Below are 23073 nucleotides of genomic sequence, written 5' to 3' on the forward strand. Positions count from 1 at the left end.
CCGCACCACCAGAAGGAGATCGACATGCCCCCGCACCTGATCGACGGCGAACCGCATCACCACACGCACGACCGGCCCAAGCGGGTACGCACGGCGGGAGAGCCGCTGCGGGTCGGTATCGGCGGGCCGGTCGGATCCGGCAAGACCGCGCTGGTCGCCGCGCTCTGTCGTGAGCTGCGCGACGAACTGTCGCTCGCGGTGCTCACCAACGACATCTACACAACCGAGGACGCGGACTTCCTCCGCAGGCATGCCGTGCTGCCCGACGAGCGGATCACCGCGGTGCAGACCGGTGGCTGCCCCCACACCGCGATCCGCGACGACATCACCGCGAATCTCGACGCGATCGACGACCTGATCGAGGCGAACCCGCCCCTTGACCTGATCCTCGTCGAATCCGGCGGTGACAACCTCACCGCGACCTTCTCCTCGGGGCTGATCGACGTGCAGATCTTCGTCGTGGACGTGGCGGGCGGCGACAAGGTCCCGCGCAAGGGCGGACCCGGCGTGACGTTCTCGGACCTGCTGGTCGTCAACAAGACCGATCTCGCCCCGCTGGTCGGAGCGGACCTGACCGTGATGGAGACCGACGCGGCCCGGGTCCGCGAGGGCAGGCCGACGGCGTTGGTCTCGCTGACCGCCGACCCGGCGGCGACCCCGGTGCTGGCCTGGGTGCGCGAGCAGTTGGCCGCGGCGGTCTGACCGGGTGCACACCGCACTGACCATCGTCGCCGAGCGGGGCCGCACCCCGCGGATCCGGGCGAGCGGGGGACTGGCCGCCCGGATCACCGGGCCCGACACCGTGCACCTGATCTCCGCGGCGGCGACGCCGCTCGGCGGTGACCACCTCGAGATCGTGCTGCGCGTCGGACCGGGTGCGAGCCTGACGGTGCGCACCGTCGCCGCGGCGCTCGCGCTGCCCGGCGCCGACGAGCTGGTCTCGACGGCGCGCTGGGACGTCCGGGTGGACCGCGATGCGGAGCTGCTGCTCGACCCCGAGCCCATGGTGGTCGCGGCGGACGCGGAGCACCGGACCGACACCCACCTCGAGCTGACGTCCACGTCGCGGGTGACGGTGCGCGAGCGGGCACAGATCGGGCGCACCGGCGAGCAGGGCGGGCGCTGGTCGGGCGCGCTGCACGCGGACCTGGACGGGCTGCCGCTGCTGCGGCACCGGCTGGAGCTGGGTGCGGGGACGGTCGGCCACGACCTGCTGGACGCGCCGATGGCGGTCCAGAGCGAACTGGTGTTCCCGGACGCGCGGCCCGCGGTGGTCGAGCGGCAGGGCGCGGGTGGGTCGTGGGTGCGGATGCCTCTGGCGGCGGGCGGCAGTCTCGGGACCCGACTCGGCCGCGCGTTGGCTACGGTGAACCCATGACCGGTACCCCGCCCGCATTCGACCCGGAACAGGTCGCGCAGGCCCGCGCCGCCGTCGAGGCGGTGCCGGATCTACCGGAGTGGGTACGCCGGTTCGAGCTGCTCGGCGACCCGACCCGGCTCCGGATCCTGCTCGGCCTGCACCGCGCACCCGGCATCTACGTCTCTGATCTGGCGGCGGCGCTCGACATGAGCACCACGGCCGTCTCGCACGCACTTCGGCTGCTGCGCAATCAGGGCTGGGTCGCGGTGCGCCGCGACGGCAAAAAGATGAGCTACTCGCTCGACGACGAGGTCGTGCACCGGATGCTGCACGACCTCGGCGCCACCCACGCGCACAACGGTTAGCCGGCCTTCTCCCGCTCCTCGCCGGTCGAGACGGCAAGCGGATCGCCGATCAGGCCTGCGTCCTTGGCCCGCTCGTAGTCCTGCAACAGGTCGATGGCGTTGCGCGCGAACACCTGCTGCTCCGTCGAGGCCATCTGCGCGCGTCCGCGGCCGAGGAAGCTGACGGTCCAGGACAGGATCGTCGAGAACTTGCTGCGGAAGCCGACCAGGTACATCAGGTGGATCACCAGCCAGGCGACCCAGCCGATGAATCCGCTGATCTCCAGCTTGCCGACCTTCGCGACGGCGCTGAACCGGGAGATGGTCGCCATCGAGCCCTTGTCGAAGTACTTGAAGGGGTGCCGTGTCTCGGGGGACTCGCCCGCTACGGTGGCCTTGATCTGCTTGGCGGCGTACTTGCCGCCCTGCATCGCGACCTGCGCCAGTCCTGGCAGGTTGTCGAGCGACATCATGTCGCCGATGACGTAGACGTTGGGGTACCCGGGCAGCGAGAGGTCGGGGTTGACGTGGACGCGGCCCGCTCGGTCGATCTCGGCGCCGGACTGCGCCGCCAGCTGCTTGCCGAGCGGGCTGGCCTGCACGCCCGCGGACCACACCTTGCACTGGGAGTCGATGCGGCGCTCGGTCCCGTCCTTCTCCTTGACGACAAGGCCGTCGACGTCGACGTCGGTGACCATCGCGTTGAGCTGGATCTCGATGCCCAGCTTCTCGAGCCGCGCGGCCGCCTTCTCGCTGAGCTTGCCGCCGTAGACGGGGAGCACCGCGGGGGCGCCGTCGAGCAGGATCACCCGCGACTCGCGGGAGTCGATGCTCCTGAAGGCGCCGTTGAGGGTGCGATGGGCCAGCTCGGCGATCTGGCCCGCCAGTTCGACGCCGGTGGGACCCGCGCCGACCACGACGAAGGTGAGCAGCCGGGCGCGCTCCTCCGGGTCATGGGAGAGCTCGGCCTGCTCGAAGGCGCCGAGGATGCGGCCGCGCAGTTCGAGCGCGTCGTCGATGGTCTTCATGCCGGGCGCGAACTCGGCGAAATGGTCGTTGCCGAAGTAGGACTGACCGGCGCCTGCGGCGACGATCAGGCTGTCGAACTCGGTGACCGTTTCTCGTTCGAGCAGTCGCGAGGTCACGGTCTTGGCCTCGAGGTCGACCTCGAGCACGTCGCCGAGCAGCACTTGGGTGTTCTTCTGTTTGCGCAGGACCAGGCGGGTCGCTGGGGCGATGTCACCGACCGAGAGGATGCCGGTCGCCACCTGATAGAGCAGCGGTTGGAACAGGTGGTGGGTGGTGCGAGCGATGAGGGTGACGTCGACGTCGGCGCGTTTGAGTGCCTGCGCACCGAACAGCCCGCCGAAACCGGAACCGATGACCACGACGCGATGGCGGCGCGATTCCACCGTCTGGATGCTCATTGACGCTCCTCCGCAGATCTTCGATGACGAATCTCACGGTAGTCCCAGGCCCATCTCCCGTCCCGGCAAGTCGGGTCCACGCCCACCCGTGTCGCGCACGCGGCACGGTGTGGGATCGGTCACCCCGGCGACGAGGATCACGGAGACCCGCATGTAGCGGTGAGGAAGTCTTGTGATTGTCTTTACTTTCCATCCCTGCAGATCAATGAGGAGGGCGGCCGCTGTGAGTGGGCATGTCCGTGAGCGCGTCGACAAGTACTTCGAGGAAGTTGTCCGGCGCAACGCCGGTGAGCCGGAGTTCCACCAGGCCGTCGCCGAGGTCTTCGAATCGCTCACGGTGGTGCTGGAGCGGCACCCCAACTACGCCGACGGCGCGCTGATCGAGCGGCTGTGCGAGCCGGAGCGCCAGATCATCTTCCGGGTGCCGTGGACCGACGACAACGGCAACGTGCACGTCAACCGCGGATTCCGGGTGCAGTACAACAGCGTGCTCGGCCCCTACAAGGGCGGCCTCCGGTTCCACCCGAGCGTCAACCTCGGCATCGTGAAGTTCCTCGGCTTCGAGCAGATCTTCAAGAACGCGCTGACCGGCCTGCCGATCGGCGGCGGCAAGGGCGGCTCCGACTTCGACCCCAAGGGCCGCTCCGACGCGGAGATCATGCGGTTCTGTCAGTCGTTCATGACCGAGTTGCACCGGCACATCGGTGAGTACACCGACGTGCCCGCGGGCGACATCGGTGTCGGTGGCCGCGAGATCGGTTACCTGTTCGGCCAGTACAAGCGGCTGACGAACTCCTACGAGTCCGGCGTCCTCACCGGCAAGGGCCTGACCTGGGGCGGCTCGCAGGTGCGCAAGGAGGCGACCGGCTACGGCGCCGCCTACTTCGTCGCCGAGATGCTCAAGGCGGCAGGCACCAGCATGGACGGCAAGCGGGTCGTGGTCTCCGGTTCCGGCAATGTCGCGATCTACGCGATCGAGAAGGTGCACCAGCTCGGTGGCACCGTGGTGGCCTGCTCGGATTCGGCCGGCTACATCGTGGACGAGCGCGGGATCGACCTGGAACTGCTCAAGGAGATCAAGGAGGTCCGGCGCGGCCGGATCTGCGACTACGTCGACACGGTTCCTTCGGCCACATACGTTGCGGGCGGATCGATCTGGGACGTGCCCTGTGAGGTCGCGATCCCGTCCGCGACCCAGAACGAGCTCGACGAGAAGGCCGCGCTGACCCTGGTGGAGAACGGCGTCAAGGTCGTCGCCGAGGGCGCGAACATGCCGACCACCCCAGAGGCGCTCAAGGTGCTGCGCGGCGCGGGCGTCGCGTTCGCTCCCGGCAAGGCCGCGAACGCGGGCGGCGTGGCGACCTCGGCACTCGAGATGCAGCAGAACGCCTCTCGCGACTCCTGGCATTTCGACTACACCGACGAGCGGCTCTCGAAGATCATGTCGGACATCCACGGCCGCTGCGTTGCGACCGCGGAGGAGTACGGCAAGCCGGGCGACTACGTCCTCGGCGCGAACATCGGCGGCTTCGTCAAGGTGGCGGACGCGATGCTCGCGATGGGCGTCATCTGACGCCCTCGGCGAGCGCCGCGGCGGTCGGCGCGTCGGCGGGATAGAAGGTCTCGATCGCCAGCTCGGCGACCGTGACGTCCATCGGCGTGCCGAACACCGTGGTGGTGCTGAGAAACGCCAGTTCGCCTCCCGGCGTGGCGAATCGGAGCGGCACCACCAGGGCGTCCTTGTCGTGGTCGGTCGGCGCGTCGGCACCCGGGTAGGTCGACAGTTCGTCGGCCAACGCGGCGAGGAACGGGTCCCCGGTGGTGGCGATCTGGTGGTCGAGCCGGTGCAGGAGGTGACTGCGCCACTGGCCGAGATTGACGATCCGCGGCGCCATGCCCTCCGGGTGCAGGCTCAATCGCAGCACGTTGACGGGCGGTTCGAGCAGGTGGAGCGCGCATCCCTCGGTGAACGTCGCGACCGCGGAGTTGCCGTCGATCATGTTCCAGTGCCGGTCGACGACGACCGCAGGGGCAGGCAGGTGCGCACCGAGGATCGCCGCGATCGCGTCGGCCACCGCGGCCATCGGCACGTCGGAGAGCTGGTGCTCGGGGTAGGCGGGGGCATAGCCGCCCGCCAGCAGCAGTGAGTTCCGCTCCCGCAGCGGGATCTCGAGCTGTTCGCTGAGCTTGAGCAGCATCGCCCTGGTCGGCCGGGACCTGCCAGTCTCGAGGAAGCTCACGTGACGGGCCGAGACCTCGGCCCTTGACGCGAGGTCGAGCTGACTCAGCCTGCGTCGCTCGCGCCACCGTCGGAGCAGGGTGCCGACCGGCTGCGTGGCCTCGATGAGCGTGGTCATGAGGCAACACTAGGGCGGCCCGGGAAGCGTCGCCATTACCTCGGAGGTAATCGACGCGGCGCACCGCGACGGTCAGAGTTGTGTTCCGACGGCGGCCGAGGCGGCCACCGCGACATCCGACAGGAGTGACGACATGACCTTCGAAAACCTTGCGGCCCAGTACATCGCGGTGTGGAACGAGACGGATGCGGACCGGCGCCGCGCCGCGATCGACGCGTTGTGGGCGCCCGACGGCCGGTATGTGGACCCGATGGCCGCGGCCTCCGGCCGGGCCGAGATCGACGCCACCATCGGCGCCGTGCAGCAGCAGTTCGCCGGGATGAGCTTCCGGCTCAACGGGCCGGTCGACGGTCACCACGACCAGGCCAGATTCGGCTGGCAGCTCGGGCCCGCGGGCGCGGAGGACCTGATCGAGGGGTTCGACGTGATCGAGCGCGATGCGGATGGCCGGCTGATCCACGTGCTCGGCTTCCTCGACAAGGTGCCGTCCGCCTAGGGGCACGTCCTCACACACCTTTTGCCGTCAGCACACCCCCTTTGTGCGTGCAATGGGGGTGTGCTGACGTGAACGGGTGTGCGTCCGAAACCGGCGGTCCGGGGCTTCAAATGAACAAGTGAGCAGGCGTACGCTGAGTGACGGCATCGGCTCGGTTCTCGCGCCCATCGAGGAACGTCATGACCGTGACATCCCGCTTCTCACGCACCGGACTGGCGGGCGCGTGGCGAGACCTCGACCGCGGTGAGCGACGCAGCCTCGTTGGCATGGCGGTCACGGTGCTCGCCCTCAACATCGTCGGCTGGGGTGTGCTGTTCGCCTTTGTCGTTCCCGGGCATTACACGGTGCACGGCTCCGCGTTCGGCGTCGGGCTCGGTGTCACCGCGTACACGCTCGGCATGCGGCATGCCTTCGACGCCGATCACATCGCGGCCATCGACAACACCACCAGGAAGCTCGTCGCGGAGAACAAGAAGCCGATGTCGGTCGGGTTCTGGTTCTCCCTCGGGCATTCCACGATCGTCTTCGTCCTCGTGGCCCTGCTGGCGTTCGGGGTGCAGGAGCTGGCCGCGAGCCTGTCCGACGACAACTCCGACCTCGAGCGGTGGACGGGGCTGTTCGGCACCCTGGTCTCGGGGACCTTTCTGCTGCTCATCGGCTTGCTCAACCTGATGTCGCTGATCGCGATCCACCGGGTCTTCCGCGAGATGAGGAGGGGTGCCTATGACGAGGCGCGGCTGGAGCGTGAGCTGGACAATCGCGGAGCCCTCAACAGGGTGCTCAAGCCCGTGGTCGCCGCGGTCCGCGCGCCGTGGCACATGTACCCGGTCGGCCTGCTCTTCGGGATGGGTTTCGACACGGTCACCGAGGTGGGGCTGCTGGTCATCGCCGGTGGCGCGGCAGCGACCGGGCTGCCCTGGTACTCGATCCTGGTGTTGCCGATCCTGTTCTGCGCGGGCATGTCGCTGTTCGATTCGATCGACGGTTCGTTCATGAACTTCGCGTACGGCTGGGCGCTGGCCCGGCCGCTGCGCAAGATCTACTACAACCTCGTGGTCACGGGGTTGTCGGTGGTGGTGGCGATGCTCATCGGCGCGCAGGAGATCATCTCGATCCTCACCGTGAAGTTCGACATCACCGACGGGCTGCTCGGGTGGATCGGCGGACTCGATCTCGGGGCGATGGGGTTCATCATCGTCGGGCTGTTCGTCGGCACCTGGCTGACCGCCGTGCTGGTGTGGCAGTACGGCGGCGTGCAGGCGCGCTGGGAGTCCGGGCTCGCGGCGGCGGTGCCGCCAGAGCGAACGGCGGCGGTGCCGCCAGAGCGAACGGCGGCGGTGTCGGAGAAGGCGGCCTCACCCGAGTGACGAACCGTTGTGCCCTCGGTGGTCGCGTCCTAGGGTGAGTTCCACCGAGGCCGGAGCGAGGCCGTGATGCACGAGATGTCGATCACCCAGAGCGTCGTCGACGCGGTGTGTGAGCGTGCGGCGGGCAGACGGGTGCGGCGGGTCACGATCGAGGTGGGGACGCTCTGCGCGGTGGTCCCCGATTCGATGCAGTTCTGTTTCGAACTGGCGACCGAGGGCACCGTGATGGAGGGCGCCAGCCTGGAGATCGATCAGCCGCCGGGGAGGGCGCACTGTCGAGGCTGCGGGGCGGATTTCGAGCTGACCGATCTCGTGGTGCTGTGCCGTTGCGGGAGCGCGGACGTGGAGATCCTCTCGGGCAGGGAACTGCGGATCATGTCGATGGAAGTGAGCTGAGCTATGTGTGCAACATGCGGATGCGGCGACCACTCGGGTGCGGTGATCACGGTGCCCCACGATCACGCCGGTCACGATCATGCTCATCCACACGAGCATGCCCATCCACACGATCATGCCCACCCGCACGACCATCATCCGCATGAACACCTGCCTCAGACCGAGACGATCTCGCTCGAGCAGAAGGTGCTCGCGAAGAACGACATGCTCGCGCAGGAGATTCGGGAGTGGCTGGCCGCCCGCGACATCCTCGCCTTCAACGTGACGAGTTCGCCGGGCGCGGGCAAGACCACGTTGCTCGAACGAACCATCCGTGAACTCGGCGGCGGGCGACCGATCTCCGTCATCGAGGGCGACCAGGAGACGTTGCTCGACGCCGAACGGATCAAGGCCGCGGGATGTTCGGTGGTGCAGGTCAACACCGGTGCCGGCTGTCACCTCGACGCCGAGATGATGCGGCGTGCGCTCGACACGCTGGACCCGCCCTCCGGGTCGTTGCTGTTCGTGGAGAACGTCGGCAACCTCGTCTGCCCCGCTCTGTTCGATCTCGGCGAGCGCAGCAAGGTGGTCGTGATCTCGGTGACGGAGGGGTCGGACAAGCCGCTCAAGTACCCGCACATGTTCGCGGCCGCGGGGTTGGTGATCGTCAACAAGACCGATCTGTTGCCGTACGTCGACTTCGATCTCGAGGAGTGCTCGAGACACGCGCGATCGGTGAATCCGGACGTCCAGATCGTGCCGGTGTCGGCCAAGTCGGGCGAGGGCGTAATCGATTGGTACACATGGATTGCCGCGCAGTAGGAACGCCGTGACGAATCTGCGACCGTTGACAGCGTCGTTCCCGCGGGTGTAGACCGTGAGAAGCGTCATACAAGTGGGCCGAGGGTCGACTCCGATGACGTAGGGGCACAGCCCTGCCCCGGAGAGCGGCACTGATGCCAACGGAGGCGGCAGTCAAAGCCGAAGAAACGTTGATCCACGTGCTGTGGATCAACGCGGGTCTCAGTTGTGATGGCGATTCGGTGGCACTGACTGCTGCCACCCAGCCCAGCATCGAGGAGATCGCCCTCGGTGCCCTTCCGGGCCTGCCGAAGATCGCCGTCCACTGGCCCCTTATCGATTTCGAGTGTGGGTCGGCCGGTGGTGCCGACGACTTCCTCGAGTGGTTCTGGAAGGCCGATCGCGGCGAACTCGAACCGTTCGTGCTGGTGGTCGAGGGATCGATCCCGAACGAGAAGCTGCACGACGAGGGTTACTGGTGCGGCTTCGGGAGTGACCCGGCGACGGGACAACCCGTGACGACGAGCGAGTGGCTCGATCGTCTCGCGCCGAAGGCGACCGCGATCGTCGCGGCGGGAACCTGCGCGACGTACGGCGGGATCCACGCGATGGCAGGCAATCCCACCGGCGCGATGGGTGTGCCCGACTACCTCGGTTGGGAATGGAAGTCCAAGGCCGGGATTCCGATCGTCTGCGTGCCCGGATGCCCGATCCAGCCGGACAACCTGTCCGAGACGCTGACGTATCTGCTGTACATGGCGACCGATCAGGCCCCGATGATCCCGCTCGACGAGGCGTTGCGCCCGCAATGGCTGTTCGGTGCCACGGTGCACGAGGGATGCGACCGCGGCGGCTACTACGAGCAGGGTGAGTTCGCGACCGAGTACGGATCGCCGACCTGCCTGGTGAAGCTCGGGTGCTGGGGTCCGGTGGTCAAGTGCAACGTCCCCAAGCGCGGCTGGATGAACGGGCTCGGCGGATGCCCGAACGTCGGCGGCATCTGCATCGGGTGCACCATGCCCGGTTTCCCCGACAAGTTCATGCCGTTCATGGACGAGCCGCCCGGCGGCCTGGTCTCGAGCACGGCGTCGGGGCTCTACGGCTCCGTCATCCGCCGCCTGCGTCACGTGACCGGGCGAACGGTGGACAAGGAACCGCGGTGGCGTAATCCGGGTTCAGAACTCGAAACGGGAGCAGTACGTACCTGGTAGCTAGACCTGTCGAGAGGCAATTCGATGACAGAGATCATCCCCGAGCCGTCGCACAAGCAGACGGACCCCGGCGGCCTCGTGGAGATGGCCTGGGATCCGATCACCCGCATCGTGGGCAGTCTCGGCATCTACACCAAGATCGACTTCGACAACCGAGAGGTGGTGGAGTGCCACAGCACCTCGTCCATCTTCCGCGGCTACTCGTTGTTCATGAAGGGCAAGGATCCCCGCGACGCGCACTTCATCACCAGCCGCATCTGCGGCATCTGCGGTGACAACCACGCGACGTGTTCCTGCTACACGCAGAACATGGCCTATGGCGTGAAGCCGCCGCACCTCGGGGAATGGATCGTCAACCTCGGTGAGGCCGCCGAGTACATGTTCGACCACAACATCTTTCAGGAGAACCTGGTCGGCGTGGACTACTGCGAGAAGATGGTGTCGGAGACGAACCCCGGCGTGCTCGCCAAGGCCGAGAACACCCAGGCGCCGCGGGCGGGCGAGCACGGGTACCGAACGATCGCAGACATCATGCGCTCGCTCAACCCGTTCACCGGCGAGTTCTATCGCGAGGCACTCCAGGTCAGCCGGGCCACCCGAGAGATGTTCTGTCTCATGGAGGGTCGGCACGTGCACCCGTCCACGCTGTACCCGGGCGGGGTCGGGACGGTGGCCACCATCCAGCTGATGACGGACTACATGACCCGGTTGATGCGGTACGTGGAGTTCATGAAGAAGGTCGTGCCCATGCACGACGACCTTTTCGACTTCTTCTACGAGGCGATCCCCGGGTACGAGAAGGTCGGTCTGCGCCGGACCCTGCTCGGTTGCTGGGGCTCGTTCCAGGACCCCGAGCACTGCAACTTCGAGTACAAGGACATGACGAACTGGGGCAGGAAGATGTTCGTCACCCCAGGGGTCGTCGTCGACGGCAAGCTGGTCACCACCGATCTGGTCGACATCAACCTGGGCATCCGGATCCTGCTGGGGTCGTCGTACTACGACGACTGGAACGACCAGGAGACCTTCGTCAAACAGGACCCGCTCGGCAATCCGGTCGACCGGCGTCACCCGTGGAACCAGCACACCAACCCGCAGCCGCAGAAACGCGACCTCGAGGACAAGTACAGCTGGGTGATGTCGCCAAGGTGGTTCGACGGCACCGACCACCTCGCGCTGGACACCGGTGGCGGGCCGCTGGCCCGGCTGTGGTCGACGGCGCTGGCCGGGCTCGTCGACATCGGCTACGTCAAGTCGACGGGCCGCAGCGTGCAGATCAACCTCCCGAAAACCGCGCTCAAGGGCCCGGTTTCGCTGGAGTGGAAGATCCCGGAGCACGGCAGCAACACGATCGAACGCAACCGTGCCAGGACCTACTTCCAGGCCTACGCGGCCGCCTGCGCATTGCACTTCGCCGAGAAGGCCCTCGAGGAGATCCGGGCCGGGCGGACCAAGACGTGGGAGAAGTTCGACGTCCCGGACGAGGGCATCGGCTGCGGGTTCACCGAGGCGGTTCGCGGCGTGCTCTCGCACCACATGGTGATCAGGGACGGCAAGATCGCGAACTACCACCCCTATCCGCCGACCCCGTGGAACGCCAGCCCCCGCGACAGCCTCGGCACACCGGGGCCGTACGAGGACGCGGTGCAGGGGCAGCCGATCTTCGAGGAGAACGATCGAGATCACTTCAAGGGGATCGACATCATGCGGACCGTCCGCAGCTTCGATCCCTGCCTGCCCTGCGGCGTGCACATGTACCTCGGCGGCGGCAAGACGCTGGAGAAGCTGCACTCGCCGACGCAGTACTCGACCGGAGAGTGACGGTGAACGGCCCGGCGGCAGGTGACGAGGATGCGCGGTGGCGCGCGGCGGGTGATCGGATAGAGACCCTTCTCGAGGCCAGCTCGGCGGGCGGCACGGCGGCGCGTGAGCGTGCCGAGCAACTGGTGCGCGAGGTGGTCGACCTCTATGGCGAGGGGCTGGCGCGTGTCGTGCGGATCCTCGCGGAGCACGTGGAGGGCGGGGCCGACCGGCTCGCCGACGACGACCTGGTTGCGAGCCTGCTGCTGGTGCACGGCCTGCACCCGCACGACGTACACACCCGGGTGCGGGCGGCGCTCGAGAGCGTGCGGCCCTATCTCGGCTCGCACGGCGGGGACGTGGAGCTGATGGGCATCGAGTTCCCAGGAGAACGGGGGCCGGCCGACGGCGGCGGGGTGGTGCGCCTGCAGCTGACCGGCAGCTGCAAGAGCTGCCCGTCCTCGTCGGTGACTCTGGAGCTGGCCGTGCAGGACGCGGTGCTCGCCGCGGCGCCGGAGATCGCCTCGATCGAGGTGGTCGCCGCGCAGCCCGACGCGGAGCCGGGGCTGATCGCGGCGGAGTCGCTGTTCTCGCACGTGCACGGCCCGTCGGGTTCGGCCGGAACGTGGTGCCCGGTGCCGGAATTGGAGCAGCTCGGCCCCGGTGAGGTGGGTGGGTTCGTGGTCGCGGGACTGCCGATCCTGGTCTGCCGCGTCGGCGACGACCTGCTGGCCTATCGAGATCGCTGCCCCTCGTGCACGCACTCGCTCGCGGGCGCCGTCCTGGCGCGGCGCGCAGGCCATCCGGCTGGCGATGCCGTCCTGCGGTGTCCGACCTGCTGCGCGCATTTCGACGTGGTGCACGCAGGCGCCGGGCTCGACGACGGCGACCTGCACCTCGAGCCGCTGCCGGTCCTGGTCCGGGACGGCGTGCGTTCGGTCGCGGTGCCGCTGGGGGTGAGCGGGTGACCACTCCCTTCTCGGTGCTCAAACGCATCACGGCGACCCGCCCGGCCCCGCAGCCGGGCGAACGCTGTGAGATGTGCGCGGCGGCGATCGACGATCCGCATCAGCACGTGGTCAACGTTGAGGCGCGCTCGTTGATGTGCGTCTGCCGTGGCTGCTACCTGCTGTTCACCGACCAGGGCGCCGAGCTGCGGTACCGCGCCGTCCCGGATCGTTATCTCTCGTTCCCCGGATTCGAGCTCGGCCGCGGCCGATGGGACGAACTCGAGATCCCGGTCGGGCTGGCGTTCTTCTTCCGTAACTCGGTCCTCGGCCGGATGGTCGCGTTCTACCCCGGCCCCGCAGGCGCCACCGAGTCGGAACTGCCGCTCGACGCGTGGGATGCCGTGCGCGCGGCGAATCCGGAGCTGGACACGCCCGCCGCCGACGTCGAGGCGCTGTTGATCCGGATGCCGGAGGAAGGCGACGGCGACGCGGAGTGCTTCCTGGTCCCGATCGACGCGTGCTACGAGTTCGTCGGTCGACTACGCATGCTGTGGCGCGGCTTCGACGGCGGCCAGGAGGCACGCGGGTACATCGACGACTTCTTCGCCGAGGTCGCGGTCCGCGCAGGCCCGTCGCCCGCCTGCGGTGCCGGCCAGCAGCTCGGCGGCGGTGAGTCGTCGTGACCGAGGTGTCGTTCGCCGTCCGGGGCGTCGCCCCGGAGCCGTACGCGGCGGCCCCGATCCTCTCCGCCCGGGTGGCGGTGAGCGCCGACTCGCCGGTCCACGCCATCGCGCTGCGCTGCCAGGTGCGCATCGAGCCGCACCGACGGCGATACACCGAGGCCGAGGCCGCCGGGCTCGTGGACCTGTTCGGCGGTCGGGAGCGGTGGTCGTCGACGCAGCGCTCGTTCGTGTGGCTGCAGTGCGCCACGCTGGTCCAGGGTTTCGCCGAGACCTGCGAGGCGACCCTGCCGCTACCGTGCACCTACGACTTCGAGGTGGCGGCGTCGAAGTACCTGCACGCCCTCGAGGAGGGGACGGTGCCGCTGGTGTTCCTCTTCAGCGGCACGGTGTTCACCAAGGGCGCTGGAGGTTTCGGGGTCCAGCAGATCCCGTGGGATCGCGAGGACCGCTACGACCTCCCGATCTCGGTGTGGCGGGACCTGATCCAGATGCACTTCCCGAACACCGGATGGGTCCGCCTCGGTCAGGACACCCTCGAGGCGCTGGCCGGGTACAAGTCCGAGCGGGGGCTGGTCGGCCTCGACGAGGCCATCACGGAGCTGCTCGCGCAGACGCGGGAGCAGGCCAGGTGACCACCCCCGAGGTCGGAACCCGTGTCCGCGCCGTCGCCGACGCGGTGCTGTACGAGGGTTACCTGCTCTATCCGTACCGGGCCAGCTCGCGAAAGAACCAGTCGCGCTGGCAGTTCGGTGTCCTCGGTCCACCGGGGGCCGCGGCGGCGGGCGTCGGCGAGGAGCCGTCACTGTCCGCGCAGTGCGTGCTGGCGGGTGGCGCGTCGGATGACGGACGCGCGCCACGGGTCACCGTGACCGTCCGTTTCCTGCAGCTGCAGGCGCGCCGCGTGCAGGAGGCATCGGGCGCGGGTGGATACGACGAGGTCGATGAACTGGTTGTCGGCGCGCGGTCCTGGCTCAGCTGGGACGAGGCCGTCGAACGGGAGATCGAACTCCCCTCGGTGGCGGTATCGGAACTCGCGGAGTCCCTGGACTTCCCGATCGAGGTGGCGGGCGGCACCGACATCGAGGAGCTGCCCGCGGCGGACGGATCCACCGAGGGACGGATCGTCCGGTCCCGGTTGCCGATCACCGCCACGGTGACTCTCGGCGCCGCGGCGGACGACGGCTTCACCCGGCTGACGGTTGAGGTACGAAACACCGGGCCGGAGACGGTCGGCAAGGATCTCGCCATCGCGCGGTCGCTCATTGGTGCGCACGCCATCGTGACCGTGCGCGGCGGGTCGTTCGTCTCCCTGCTCGAGCCGCCGGACGCCGCGGCCGGCCCCGTGGCCAGGGCCCTCCACCACCGGTGCTTCCCGGTGCTGGCGGGCGCGCGCGGAGAGACGGACACGGTGCTGATCTCGCCGATCATCCTGTACGACTACCCGGAGGTCGCCGCGCAGAGTGACGGCGCGCTGTTCGACTCCACCGAGATCGACGAGATCCTCACCTTGCGCGTGATGACGATGACCGACGAGGAGAAGTCGCAGGCCCGCGCCACCGATCCGCTGGCCGCGCAGATCGTCGACCGCTGCGACGCGATGACGCCGGAGGCGATGCAGCGGCTGCACGGCACCTTCCGCGATCCGCGGCTCGATCCGGGACTGATACCCGAACTGCCCGAGGGGGTTCCGTGGTGGGATCCCGCGGCCGACGCGAGTGTGCGGCCCGATGTGGACGCGGTGTCGGTGAACGGTGTCCGGGTGGCCAGGGGCAGCGCGGTGCGGTTGCACCCGTCCCGCCGCGCCGACGCGCAGGACCTGTTCTTCGACGGCAGGACGGCCACGGTCGCGTCCGTGCACGCCGACGTCGACGGCAACACCCACGTCGGCGTGGTCGTCGATGACGATCCGGCCGCGGACCTGCACGACTGGTACGGGCGGTACCTCTACTTCGCGCCGGACGAGCTGGAACCGCTCGGCGGCGATGAACCGGGCAGAGAGGAGAGCTAGCGATGGAGACAATGGGGCAGATCGCGACGGTGATCGTGGTGGCGCTGGTCGCCGCGGGCGTGATCGTCGGCGTGCGTTCGGTTCCCGACATCAGGCGCTACCTGCGCATGCGTCATATGTGACGGCGACGGCAGCGCGCGGAGAGATCGGTGAGCGACCAACGGCGGGTGCTGGTTGCCGGTATTGGGAACATCTTTCTCGGCGACGACGGGTTCGGCCCCGAGGTGCTGAGACGGCTGGCCGAGCGCGGGCGCGCGGGCGGCACGCAGTCGATCCCGGAGGGAGTCCGACTGGTGGACTATGGCATTCGGGGCGTTCACCTGGCCTATGACCTGCTGGACGGCTGGGATGCCCTCGTCCTGGTGGACGCACTGCCGGATCGCGGCGAGCCCGGCGCCATCCGGGTCTTCGAGGTCGATCCGGAGCACGGTGGCGGTGGTGGCGGGCTCGATGCCCACAGCATGGACCCGGCGTCGGTCTTCGCGAGCCTGGCCGCGCTCGGCGGCGCCGCGCCGAGGACGGTCGTGGTGGGCTGCGAGGTGCGGTCGGTCGCGGACGGCATCGGATTGTCGCGGGAGGTCGCCGCGGTCGTGGACGACGCGGTCGCGGCCGTGCTCGCGTTGGTCGAGGATCCGCCGAGGCGGGCGGCCGCGGCCGCCGCGGATCCGGGAGAGGAGGGCTGAGCGGATGTGTCTGGGGATTCCGGGGCAGGTCGTGCGCATGCTCGACGGCTACGGCGATCAGTTGGCGCTGGTCGACGTCGCGGGTGAGCACCGCAAGGTCAACGTGGGGATGCTGCCCGACGACGTGTTCGAGCCGGGGGACTGGATCATCATCCACATGGGGTTCGCCGTCGAGAAGACCGACGAGGCGGGCGCGCAGGGCGCCCTTGCCGGGCTCGAGTTGATGGGGCGGCCCCGCGAGCCGAACGATCCGGCGAGGTGAGGGTCGCGGGCGGATCCGGGAGGATCTATACTAGTTATCTAGATAGATCAGCCAGGCGTCCCGGGAGGCAGACATGTCGAACAGTGCAGCACGCGCAGGCGGCGTCCCGGAGCGTCATCGCGACCACTCGCGCCGCCTGACCGCCGTCGGCGGCTCGGTCAGCGACCACGACCTCATCGAGCTCATCCGGTCCGAACTGGCCAGCCGTCCCACGCTGAGCCTGGTCGCGGGTCGGGTCTCCCACTTGCTGCTGGCCGGCCAGGTCGATGGCGACGATCCGATCCTCGACCTCATCGATCCCGGCAACGTCCTCGACGAGAAGACGGTGATGCGTGACGCCGTCGAGTACATCCTGTCGTTCCCGCACCTCTCCGCGGGCGAGGTCGCCGTCAAGTACCGCAAGACCTGGGCCAACCCGAGCGATGCGCTGCGCAAGCGGGCCGGACAGATCATCGGCCTCAAGCAGGGCAGGCGATACCGCTACCCGGAGTTCCAGTTCTCGCTGCCAGAGGACGCGACCGAACTGGTACGCCGGAGTAATGTGGCGCTCGGCGCCGAGGACGACCCGTGGGGCGTGGCGTCCTGGTGGCTCTCACCCAACCCGGCCGCCGCGGGCCGCACCTCTCCGGTGGACCTGCTCGAAGCAGGCGACCTCGAGCAGGTCGCCGCCCTGGTCCGGGCCGAGGTCGAGGACGACATTGCCTAACCGGGTACCCCCACCCGCGGTGACCGCAGAGGTGGCGTCGATCCCTGCCGGAACGAAGCTGTGGCGCATCCATTCCGGCGCCCCCGATCGGCATGTCCTGTCCCTGAACCAGACCCCGGCTCACCCCGTCCACGGCGGCAGGTTCGACTCCCCGGACGGCTCGTTCCACTACAGCTACTTCGGCGACGACATCTCGGTGTGCATCGCCGAGACCTACTGTCGCTCACTCCCACTCGACGACAACGTGCCCAGGATCCTGCGCAGGCGCAAGCTTGAGGGCCGGGTGCTGTCGCAGGTGCAGGTGACCACCGAGTTCCCGGTCGCGCTGCTGCACGGCCGCCACCTGGCCGCCATCGGCCAGGACACGTGGCTGACGAAGTGCGACCCCGTCGACTACCCGCGGACCCAGCAGTGGGCGGCCGCGGTGGTGAACGGCACCGAGGTGCGTGGCATCAAGTACCGGGCCCGCAACGACGAGGACCGGTTCTCGGTGGTGATGACCATCCGCGCGGACGCGGACCCGCCGGTCGCGTTGGCCGACCTGATGTCAGTGGTGCGGGACCCGATCCCGCTCGACGACGCCGCGGGCCTGGAGCTGGTGCGCTCGCACCTCGCGGTCTACAACGCCACGCTGCGCTGATAGGTGCCAGCGTCGGTCCTGGCGCCGGCTAAGTGTGTCTAGTCGATCGACCGCGTACGCGGGTTCGGAACCGAGATTCTCGCCATGATGTCTGCGTTCGCTGGATCGGCGTAGGGGTCCGGCTGAATCCAGTGCACGACGCCACGAGTTTGTACATCGAGAGCGACTCGCCGGCGCGTGCCGTCTGGAGACTGCGCGGTGAGGCCGACGACTGCGACCCATTCCGTGTCGTCGGCACCGCGCGCCTTGTCGGCACGTCGTGGCTGAGCCGTCACCCGGGCCACGGTGGCCGGATCATCGATCGGGACCAGCCGCCGCTCGTTGTCGAGCATCCGCACCGGGTGCGCGTCGGGATCGACGCGCACCGCACCGTACCGGCGGTCAAAGCCGAGCATCGGATACGTAGAACCGACAAGGAACAGTCGCCCGTCGACGAGCACGCTGCTACCGCCCTCGGCACAGACACGTTCGATGGTCAACGTTCCGTCCCTGGCACGGTCGCACCGGAATACCTCGTATCGGGAGGTGATCCAGCACCCGTCGCGGTCGGCGTGGACCCTTCGGGTCCACTGGTCGGTCGGCGGCTCGATCGTCAGCGGCAACAGATACTCGACGACTCGTGGTGGTGTGGACCGCGTATCAAGGTGCAGCAGGACAGGATTCGACCGATCCATCACCCACACGTCGGGTCCGTCGACGGAGACCGCGCCGGCGACGAACTCCACCTTGGTGGCCGGTACGTCGTCGAGGTCCAGGTCGAGGAGCACTCCGGTTCCCTGGAAGTGGTCCTCGGTCGAGGTCGTGTCCCAGTTGGACCAGTAGCGGTGCGGGGTGGACTCGATCTCGGTCAGGCGCTCGGTGCCGTCCACGGCGCGCAACCCACTGCTGGTGTGTTCGATGCGCTGTTCGACAAGCTGGACCCGACGAACCCTGCCGCGAACCCGGATGGGGTTGTCGGACCGTTGCGAGCCGATATCGACGAAGAGTCTGCCGGTGAGTTCGACTCGCCCCGTCAGGGGCCGGTCGGACGACCACTCGGCGGACCATCCGTCACCGACTACCTCGAGCGGCCACCGCAGTCCGCCGTCCGGGTGGCTGTAGGGGGTGTGCCCGAACACCGGCCGAATGGTTGCCCGCAGGGTCTGCTCACATGGTGAGGATGTTGGGCCGGTGGGGTGGAAGGTCAGCACGACTTCGACGACATCAGCGCGAGCGGGTGGTGCGAGCGAGCGGTCATCGAGGATCCATCCGGGGACGAACACAGCAAGAGTTCGATCAGCCGCTTCGGCAGTCATCATGAAAACCCCACACACTCGACGATCCGATGGGCGACGCCATCGGGCGCGGGGCTACCTTGCGCTGAAGACTACCGTGCCGGTCGAGCGTTGCCGCTAAAGAACCTGCATAGCCATCGGATGTCGGGTTCTCGTGTGACACGCTCAGCGACGCTCAGTAGCGCCGGAAGTCAACGCGGCGTACAGCACCGAGATGACCGTTGTGCTCGTGATTACCTTCATGGCACCACCAATCAGGACAACGGCGTTTGGAGGGCTCGGAACCTTCCTGCTCGTAGGGATCGGAAGTGTGTCGCTGGGTTCGCAATGTGGGTCTGAGGGATCGGATGAAGTGAGCGACGGATACTTCTACGGTGAACGAAGACCCGAGCATGTGGCTTGACTGGGCGAAGATCCTGGCGCCGATCATCGCGGCGCTCGTTGCTGGCGGCTTCGCGCTCCGTGTCAGCAATCGCAACGTCAGGACGATCAGCGAAAACGCCGACAGGACCATCGCGGCCGCAGAGGCCAACGCGGACAAATCGATTGCTGCGGCAGCGGAGAACGTCGCCCGTTCGGTGAAGGCCAGCGCTGAGGGCACCGACAAGACCATCACTGCTGCCGAGGACCGGGAACGGCGCAACTGGGTCCGTGCGCAAACTGTTGAGGCAGCGGCCGCGATCCTGGCGGCGGCGACAGAACTCGACATACGTGTCGATCGGGCTGTGAAGGCTCTGACTTGGCGTGCCGAGTCGTGGGGTAGCCCTAAGAGGGGGGTGCTTACGTCGAGACACCGTCATGAAAAGTCTCCGTCGGAGTTCTTCATGGAGGTCGAGGACGCACTCGCAGACCTGAACCGCGCGATCGACCTCTTCCAGTTTGTTGCCGACGAGCAGCCATGCTCCGCCGCCGAGATGTTCCGTTTGACCTACAACCACATCATGGTGCAGATCCGATTTCTGACCCAGTTCGCTGATGGAAATGTGGAGGGCGTCAGGTTGCCTGACAATGCTTCACCGAGCGCCGCGGAGGCTGCGCATAGTTCTCGTGACGTAGTGCAAACGCACACGCGGAAAGCGCGGCATGAACGTGAGGTTCTTCTTCACCACGTGCGGACCGCACTTGGTCTAGCGCCGATCCGACTGGACGCCATCGTAGTGAGCATTCCGGTTGGAACCCGCATCCAGTGAAGTTGCGGCCAACGACTGTGGCGGTGGCCTCTGGTATCGATTCCGTCTGCCAGCCAGCGTCGCGGAACCGGCCAATCCTTGACACGTCGCGGCTAGCGTTGGCCCAAGCCGCGTTCGAACTGCCGGGCCTGAGCCCGTGCCCAAGAAATCGTTCGCGTTCGATGAGCTTGCGATTCTCACCCCAGATCTGGACCGGAATGCTCACCTGACCGGGCTACGCTGAACCCGAGTTGTATGAGCTGGGGTTGGCTAGGGTGCCAGCGTGACCTACTCGTGGTTGTTCCTCGCGGTCGCCGTCGTGCTGGTGCTGACGCCGGGCGCGGATTTCGCGCTGATCGTGCGCAACAGCGTTTCCGGCGGGCGCAGGCATGGGATCGCCACCACGTTCGGGGTTAGCTCCGCCGCGGCAGTCCAAGGGCTGCTCGTCTCCTTCGGCATCGCGAGCGTGATCATCCGTGTGCACCCGATCTTCCTCGCGATCAAGTGGTTCGGAATCGCCTACCTCGCCTGGATCGGGTGTTCGATGCTTTTCAGCGCGGCCCGAGGTCACTACGCCGCCACGTCGGCCGAAACCCGGCCTGCCCGATGGACCGGGTACCGGCAGGGATTCCTCTGCAACGCCACAAACCCGAAGATCTTCGTTTTCTACCTGTCGCTGCTGCCACAGTTCGTGCAGCCGGACGCGCCCTGGTGGGTCTGGCTGTTGCACGCCTGGACCCTGCCATTTCTCGGAACCCTCTGGTGCTTGCTCGTCGTCGCGTTCGTGGGTTCACTGCGCCAACAGTTCGAACGCCCCGCGGTTCGACGAACGATCGACACCGCCGCAGGCGTCGTCATGCTCGGCTTCTGCTCCAGGCTCGCTCGCGAAGCCTGATTCCAGCACCATGTTTTCGTTGATCTTCGTGCACCGCGGCACTCAGTCAACGGCCTCGGTCCGTTCGAGGCGGCGATTGGTGTGCGCGAGCTGCCACCCGGTCCAGTACTGCAGGCGGTCGGCGTCCGACGGGCTCAGCCTGTCGCACACGAAGTCCCAGTGCACCGCGACCGTGTCGCCCCGGCGCAGATCGGGGACGAACGCACCACCCGCAACCCGATGGCGGACCGGCCGATCCTGCTCGCCTCCGAGCGCGAGCGCGCCGTCGTAGGTGAGCGGTCGCGCACGCACCACCACGTTGTCGGCCCGCACCTCGATGACCGTCCCGCAGGTGATCCGGCAGGAGTCGAGCACCTGCAGGGGCTGCGGCACACCGGAGCCGAGCAGCCGCGACCACGGATACACGCCGAAGACGTGGAAGCCGTGGGTGGGGGCCGCCTCGGCCAGGAGGTCTTCGGTGAGGTGCTTCCAGTAGTGCCCGGCCTGTGGCGCCAGCCGGGCCAGCAACTCCCGGCCGAAGCGCTCGCGGTCGATCTCCTCGGTCAGCTCGTTGCCGGTCCAGTAGGCCCGCACCACCGCCGCGTCCAACGGGTCGGCGCGCCCGGACATCTCGGCGATGAGCTGCTGGTACGGCCAGGCCCCGCTGAACCTGGCGGCCAGCGCGGGCACGTCGGCACCCGTCCCGTCGCCGCACGCGACGGCCTCCAGGGCGCGCGCGTCCGCCGGGCCGCAGTAGCCGAGCGCGTTGGGGGCGTAGGCATACCGAGCGAACAGCCGGTGTCCGGCCGGGCCCGGCACTCAACGCTCCGCGTTCTTGCCGACCAGCATCGCCGTCTCGCGGTGCAGCCTGCCGAAGTTGTAGTACGCCGCGCAGGCGCCCTCTGGCGAGACCATGCAGGTCCCGATCGGGGTCTCCGGGGTGCACGCGGTCCCGAACACCTTGCACTCCCAGGGCTTGATGACGCCCTTGAGCACCTCGCCGCACTGGCACGCCTTGGGATCGGCGACCCGAACGCCCGGCATCGAGAACTTCTCCTCGGCGTCGAACTCGGCGTAGTCGCGGTGCACCTTCAGCGCGCTCTGCGAGATGAAACCGAGTCCGCGCCATTCGAAATGCGGTCGCAACTCGAAGGTCTCGGCCATCAGCTTCAGCGCCTGGGTGTTGCCCTCGGTCCTGACCACGCGGGTGTACTGGTTCTCCACCTCGCATCGGCCGTCCCGGTGCTGCTGCAGCAGCATGTGCACGGAGGCGAGGATGTCCAGCGGCTCGAACCCGGCCACCACCATCGGTTTGCCGTACACCTCCGGCACGAAGCGGTACGGCCTGGTGCCGACGACGGTCGACACGTGACCGGGGCCGAGGAAGCCGTCGAGCCGGAGGTCGGGGGATTCGAGGATCGCCTTGATCGGCGGGACGATCGTGACGTGGTTGCAGAACACGGTGAAGTTCGAGACGCCGAGCTGCCGGGCCCGCACCAGCGTCACCGCGGTGGACGGTGCGGTGGTCTCGAAGCCCACCGCGAAGAACACCACCTCCCGATCGGGGTTGTCCACGGCGATCTTGAGGGCGTCGAGCGGCGAGTACACGAACCGGACGTCGGCGCCCCTTGCCTTCGCCTCGATCAGGTTGCCCCGCGCACCGGGCACCCGCATCATGTCGCCGAAGGTCGTGAAGATGACCCCCGGCTGTTCCGCGAGCGACATCGCGTCGTCGACCCGGCCCATCGGGATGACACACACCGGACAGCCGGGACCGTGCACGAGTTCGACGGTCGGCGGCAGCAGATGTTCGATGCCGTGGCGGTAGATCGTGTGGGTGTGGCCGCCGCACACCTCCATGAACTTGAACTCGTCGGTGCCCGCGAGGTCGGTGATGGACCTCACGAGCGCGCGGGCTGCGGCCGGGTCACGGAATTCGTCTACGAATTTCATCGTGCGTTCCTCGCTGACGGATGACGCCCGAGTTCAGGCGATTTCGGACGAGTTGTACGCGTCGATCTCGTTGGTGTAGTCGGCGCCCATCTTCTGGACCTGGTCCAGGGTCACCTGTGCCTCGGCCTCGTCGATCTTCGACATCGCGAACCCGACATGCACCAGGACCCAGTCGCCGACGACCAGGCCCTCATCGGCCAGCAGGCGAACACTGATGACCCGGCGGATCCCGTTGACGTCGACCTTGGCCAGGTGCTGCTGGGCGTCGACGATGTCGACCACCTGTCCCGGTATGCCCAAGCACATAGCCGTCCTCCTTTCAGGAGTTTCTGC

At 67.9% G+C, this 23073-nt stretch carries 27 protein-coding genes; 21 read left to right on the forward strand and 6 right to left on the reverse strand.

Annotation, left to right across the window (positions count from 1 at the left end; translation table 11 throughout):
* The first annotated feature begins 24 nt into the window (after positions 1–24).
* From ureG to RM1_RS01895, 3 genes are read left to right on the forward strand one after another with little or no spacing between them, the layout of a single operon-like run.
* Positions 25–702 (forward strand): urease accessory protein UreG, encoded by a 678-nt coding sequence (gene ureG, locus RM1_RS01885; protein ID WP_072749756.1) that lies wholly within the window; start codon positions 25–27, stop codon positions 700–702.
* Between the two features lie 4 nt (positions 703–706).
* Positions 707–1378 (forward strand): urease accessory protein UreD, encoded by a 672-nt coding sequence (locus RM1_RS01890; protein ID WP_072749757.1) that lies wholly within the window; start codon positions 707–709, stop codon positions 1376–1378.
* Positions 1375–1725: an ArsR/SmtB family transcription factor gene (locus RM1_RS01895; protein ID WP_027501474.1), complete on the forward strand. Its 351-nt coding sequence runs from the start codon at positions 1375–1377 to the stop codon at positions 1723–1725. Before RM1_RS01890 ends, RM1_RS01895 begins: the two co-directional genes overlap by 4 nt.
* On the opposite strand, the gene RM1_RS01900 is transcribed toward RM1_RS01895, so the two are convergent.
* On the reverse strand, positions 1722–3131 hold the full coding sequence (locus tag RM1_RS01900; RefSeq protein WP_072749758.1) for an NAD(P)/FAD-dependent oxidoreductase: 1410 nt from the start codon (positions 3129–3131) through the stop codon (positions 1722–1724). The genes RM1_RS01895 and RM1_RS01900 overlap by 4 nt on opposite strands.
* A 205-nt stretch (positions 3132–3336) precedes the next feature.
* Between RM1_RS01900 and gdhA the strand changes: the two genes are divergently transcribed.
* A complete protein-coding gene (gene gdhA, locus RM1_RS01905) occupies positions 3337–4704 on the forward strand; it encodes an NADP-specific glutamate dehydrogenase (RefSeq protein ID WP_072749759.1) in 1368 nt (455 codons plus the stop codon).
* Here gdhA and RM1_RS01910 read toward each other — a convergent pair.
* Positions 4697–5488 carry a helix-turn-helix domain-containing protein gene (locus RM1_RS01910; protein WP_072749760.1) on the reverse strand — a complete coding sequence of 264 codons (792 nt, stop codon included), beginning with the start codon at positions 5486–5488 and terminating at the stop codon, positions 4697–4699. The two genes, gdhA and RM1_RS01910, sit on opposite strands and share 8 nt — an antisense overlap.
* A gap of 133 nt (positions 5489–5621) precedes the next feature.
* Between RM1_RS01910 and RM1_RS01915 the strand changes: the two genes are divergently transcribed.
* From RM1_RS01915 to RM1_RS01980, 15 genes are all read left to right on the forward strand, one after another.
* Positions 5622–5984 (forward strand): nuclear transport factor 2 family protein, encoded by a 363-nt coding sequence (locus RM1_RS01915; RefSeq protein ID WP_027501470.1) that lies wholly within the window; start codon positions 5622–5624, stop codon positions 5982–5984.
* A 179-nt stretch (positions 5985–6163) separates the two neighbouring features.
* On the forward strand, positions 6164–7351 hold the full coding sequence (gene nicT, locus RM1_RS01920) for a Nickel transporter NicT (RefSeq protein ID WP_092667774.1): 1188 nt from the start codon (positions 6164–6166) through the stop codon (positions 7349–7351).
* 66 nt (positions 7352–7417) lie between these two features.
* Positions 7418–7747: a hydrogenase maturation nickel metallochaperone HypA/HybF gene (locus tag RM1_RS01925; RefSeq protein WP_027501469.1), complete on the forward strand. Its 330-nt coding sequence runs from the start codon at positions 7418–7420 to the stop codon at positions 7745–7747.
* Between the two features lie 3 nt (positions 7748–7750).
* Positions 7751–8548, forward strand: coding sequence for a hydrogenase nickel incorporation protein HypB (hypB, locus tag RM1_RS01930; RefSeq protein WP_072749761.1), 798 nt, complete (start codon positions 7751–7753; stop codon positions 8546–8548).
* A 134-nt stretch (positions 8549–8682) separates the two neighbouring features.
* Positions 8683–9738: an NADH-quinone oxidoreductase subunit B family protein gene (locus RM1_RS01935; protein WP_072749762.1), complete on the forward strand. Its 1056-nt coding sequence runs from the start codon at positions 8683–8685 to the stop codon at positions 9736–9738.
* Positions 9739–9762: 24 nt separating this feature from the next.
* Positions 9763–11559, forward strand: a complete 1797-nt coding sequence (locus RM1_RS01940) for a nickel-dependent hydrogenase large subunit (protein WP_027501466.1) — start codon at positions 9763–9765, stop codon at positions 11557–11559.
* 2 nt (positions 11560–11561) lie between these two features.
* Positions 11562–12506 carry a NifU family protein gene (locus tag RM1_RS01945; protein WP_083576484.1) on the forward strand — a complete coding sequence of 315 codons (945 nt, stop codon included), beginning with the start codon at positions 11562–11564 and terminating at the stop codon, positions 12504–12506.
* On the forward strand, positions 12503–13171 hold the full coding sequence (locus RM1_RS01950) for a DUF5947 family protein (protein WP_072749764.1): 669 nt from the start codon (positions 12503–12505) through the stop codon (positions 13169–13171). The genes RM1_RS01945 and RM1_RS01950 overlap by 4 nt, the downstream gene beginning before the upstream one ends.
* Complete coding sequence (locus RM1_RS01955) at positions 13168–13803, forward strand: DUF6084 family protein (protein WP_072749765.1); 636 nt, start codon at positions 13168–13170, stop codon at positions 13801–13803. The genes RM1_RS01950 and RM1_RS01955 overlap by 4 nt, the downstream gene beginning before the upstream one ends.
* On the forward strand, positions 13800–15179 hold the full coding sequence (locus tag RM1_RS01960) for a hypothetical protein (protein WP_072749766.1): 1380 nt from the start codon (positions 13800–13802) through the stop codon (positions 15177–15179). The genes RM1_RS01955 and RM1_RS01960 overlap by 4 nt, the downstream gene beginning before the upstream one ends.
* 2 nt (positions 15180–15181) lie before the next feature.
* The gene (locus RM1_RS27230) at positions 15182–15301 is read left to right on the forward strand and encodes a DUF6893 family small protein (protein WP_092667773.1); all 120 of its coding nucleotides are present in this window, start codon (positions 15182–15184) and stop codon (positions 15299–15301) included.
* A gap of 27 nt (positions 15302–15328) precedes the next feature.
* Positions 15329–15862, forward strand: coding sequence for a hydrogenase maturation protease (locus RM1_RS01965; protein ID WP_072749767.1), 534 nt, complete (start codon positions 15329–15331; stop codon positions 15860–15862).
* A gap of 4 nt (positions 15863–15866) precedes the next feature.
* Entirely contained in the window at positions 15867–16124 is a 258-nt protein-coding gene (locus RM1_RS01970) for a HypC/HybG/HupF family hydrogenase formation chaperone (protein WP_072749768.1), read from the forward strand.
* A 73-nt stretch (positions 16125–16197) separates the two neighbouring features.
* A complete protein-coding gene (locus RM1_RS01975) occupies positions 16198–16830 on the forward strand; it encodes a hypothetical protein (RefSeq protein WP_072749769.1) in 633 nt (210 codons plus the stop codon).
* A gap of 19 nt (positions 16831–16849) precedes the next feature.
* Entirely contained in the window at positions 16850–17470 is a 621-nt protein-coding gene (locus RM1_RS01980; RefSeq protein ID WP_083576457.1) for an RES family NAD+ phosphorylase, read from the forward strand.
* Positions 17471–17508: 38 nt separating this feature from the next.
* Here the strand turns inward: RM1_RS01980 and RM1_RS01985 are convergent, their stop codons facing one another.
* The gene (locus RM1_RS01985; protein WP_143069415.1) at positions 17509–18588 is read right to left on the reverse strand and encodes a hypothetical protein; all 1080 of its coding nucleotides are present in this window, start codon (positions 18586–18588) and stop codon (positions 17509–17511) included.
* 530 nt (positions 18589–19118) lie between these two features.
* On the opposite strand from RM1_RS01985, the gene RM1_RS01990 reads away from it, so the two are divergent.
* Complete coding sequence (locus tag RM1_RS01990; RefSeq protein WP_143069414.1) at positions 19119–19934, forward strand: hypothetical protein; 816 nt, start codon at positions 19119–19121, stop codon at positions 19932–19934.
* A 262-nt stretch (positions 19935–20196) separates the two neighbouring features.
* A complete protein-coding gene (locus RM1_RS01995; protein WP_072749772.1) occupies positions 20197–20808 on the forward strand; it encodes a LysE family translocator in 612 nt (203 codons plus the stop codon).
* Positions 20809–20850: 42 nt separating this feature from the next.
* Here RM1_RS01995 and RM1_RS02000 read toward each other — a convergent pair whose 3' ends face one another.
* The 3 genes from RM1_RS02000 to RM1_RS02010 are packed head-to-tail and all read right to left on the reverse strand — an operon-like array spanning position 20851 to position 23046.
* Positions 20851–21606 (reverse strand): DUF6390 family protein, encoded by a 756-nt coding sequence (locus RM1_RS02000; protein ID WP_072749773.1) that lies wholly within the window; start codon positions 21604–21606, stop codon positions 20851–20853.
* Complete coding sequence (gene hypD / locus RM1_RS02005) at positions 21607–22740, reverse strand: hydrogenase formation protein HypD (RefSeq protein WP_072749774.1); 1134 nt, start codon at positions 22738–22740, stop codon at positions 21607–21609.
* A 33-nt stretch (positions 22741–22773) separates the two neighbouring features.
* Complete coding sequence (locus tag RM1_RS02010; protein ID WP_027501456.1) at positions 22774–23046, reverse strand: HypC/HybG/HupF family hydrogenase formation chaperone; 273 nt, start codon at positions 23044–23046, stop codon at positions 22774–22776.
* Between the last annotated feature and the right edge of the window lie 27 nt (positions 23047–23073).

Origin of the sequence: Rhodococcus maanshanensis NBRC 100610 (genome assembly GCF_001894865.1) — a bacterium.
GTDB classification, from domain to species: Bacteria; Actinomycetota; Actinomycetes; order Mycobacteriales; family Mycobacteriaceae; genus Rhodococcus_G; species Rhodococcus_G maanshanensis.

Bases quoted from the DNA above. Each gene is read 5' to 3' on its own strand.
- RM1_RS27230 (WP_092667773.1), top strand. From the start codon at position 15,182: ATGGAGACAATGGGGCAGATCGCGACGGTGATCGTGGTGGCGCTGGTC.
- RM1_RS01910 (WP_072749760.1), bottom strand. From the start codon at position 5,488: ATGACCACGCTCATCGAGGCCACGCAGCCGGTCGGCACCCTGCTCCGA.
- RM1_RS01895 (WP_027501474.1), top strand. From the start codon at position 1,375: ATGACCGGTACCCCGCCCGCATTCGACCCGGAACAGGTCGCGCAGGCC.
- RM1_RS01975 (WP_072749769.1), top strand. From the start codon at position 16,198: ATGTCGAACAGTGCAGCACGCGCAGGCGGCGTCCCGGAGCGTCATCGC.
- RM1_RS02010 (WP_027501456.1), bottom strand. From the start codon at position 23,046: ATGTGCTTGGGCATACCGGGACAGGTGGTCGACATCGTCGACGCCCAG.
- RM1_RS01915 (WP_027501470.1), top strand. From the start codon at position 5,622: ATGACCTTCGAAAACCTTGCGGCCCAGTACATCGCGGTGTGGAACGAG.
- hypD (WP_072749774.1), bottom strand. From the start codon at position 22,740: ATGAAATTCGTAGACGAATTCCGTGACCCGGCCGCAGCCCGCGCGCTC.
- nicT (WP_092667774.1), top strand. From the start codon at position 6,164: ATGACCGTGACATCCCGCTTCTCACGCACCGGACTGGCGGGCGCGTGG.
- ureG (WP_072749756.1), top strand. From the start codon at position 25: ATGCCCCCGCACCTGATCGACGGCGAACCGCATCACCACACGCACGAC.
- RM1_RS01935 (WP_072749762.1), top strand. From the start codon at position 8,683: ATGCCAACGGAGGCGGCAGTCAAAGCCGAAGAAACGTTGATCCACGTG.
- gdhA (WP_072749759.1), top strand. From the start codon at position 3,337: ATGAGGAGGGCGGCCGCTGTGAGTGGGCATGTCCGTGAGCGCGTCGAC.
- RM1_RS01925 (WP_027501469.1), top strand. From the start codon at position 7,418: ATGCACGAGATGTCGATCACCCAGAGCGTCGTCGACGCGGTGTGTGAG.
- hypB (WP_072749761.1), top strand. From the start codon at position 7,751: ATGTGTGCAACATGCGGATGCGGCGACCACTCGGGTGCGGTGATCACG.
- RM1_RS01900 (WP_072749758.1), bottom strand. From the start codon at position 3,131: ATGAGCATCCAGACGGTGGAATCGCGCCGCCATCGCGTCGTGGTCATC.
- RM1_RS01970 (WP_072749768.1), top strand. From the start codon at position 15,867: ATGTGTCTGGGGATTCCGGGGCAGGTCGTGCGCATGCTCGACGGCTAC.
- RM1_RS01940 (WP_027501466.1), top strand. From the start codon at position 9,763: ATGACAGAGATCATCCCCGAGCCGTCGCACAAGCAGACGGACCCCGGC.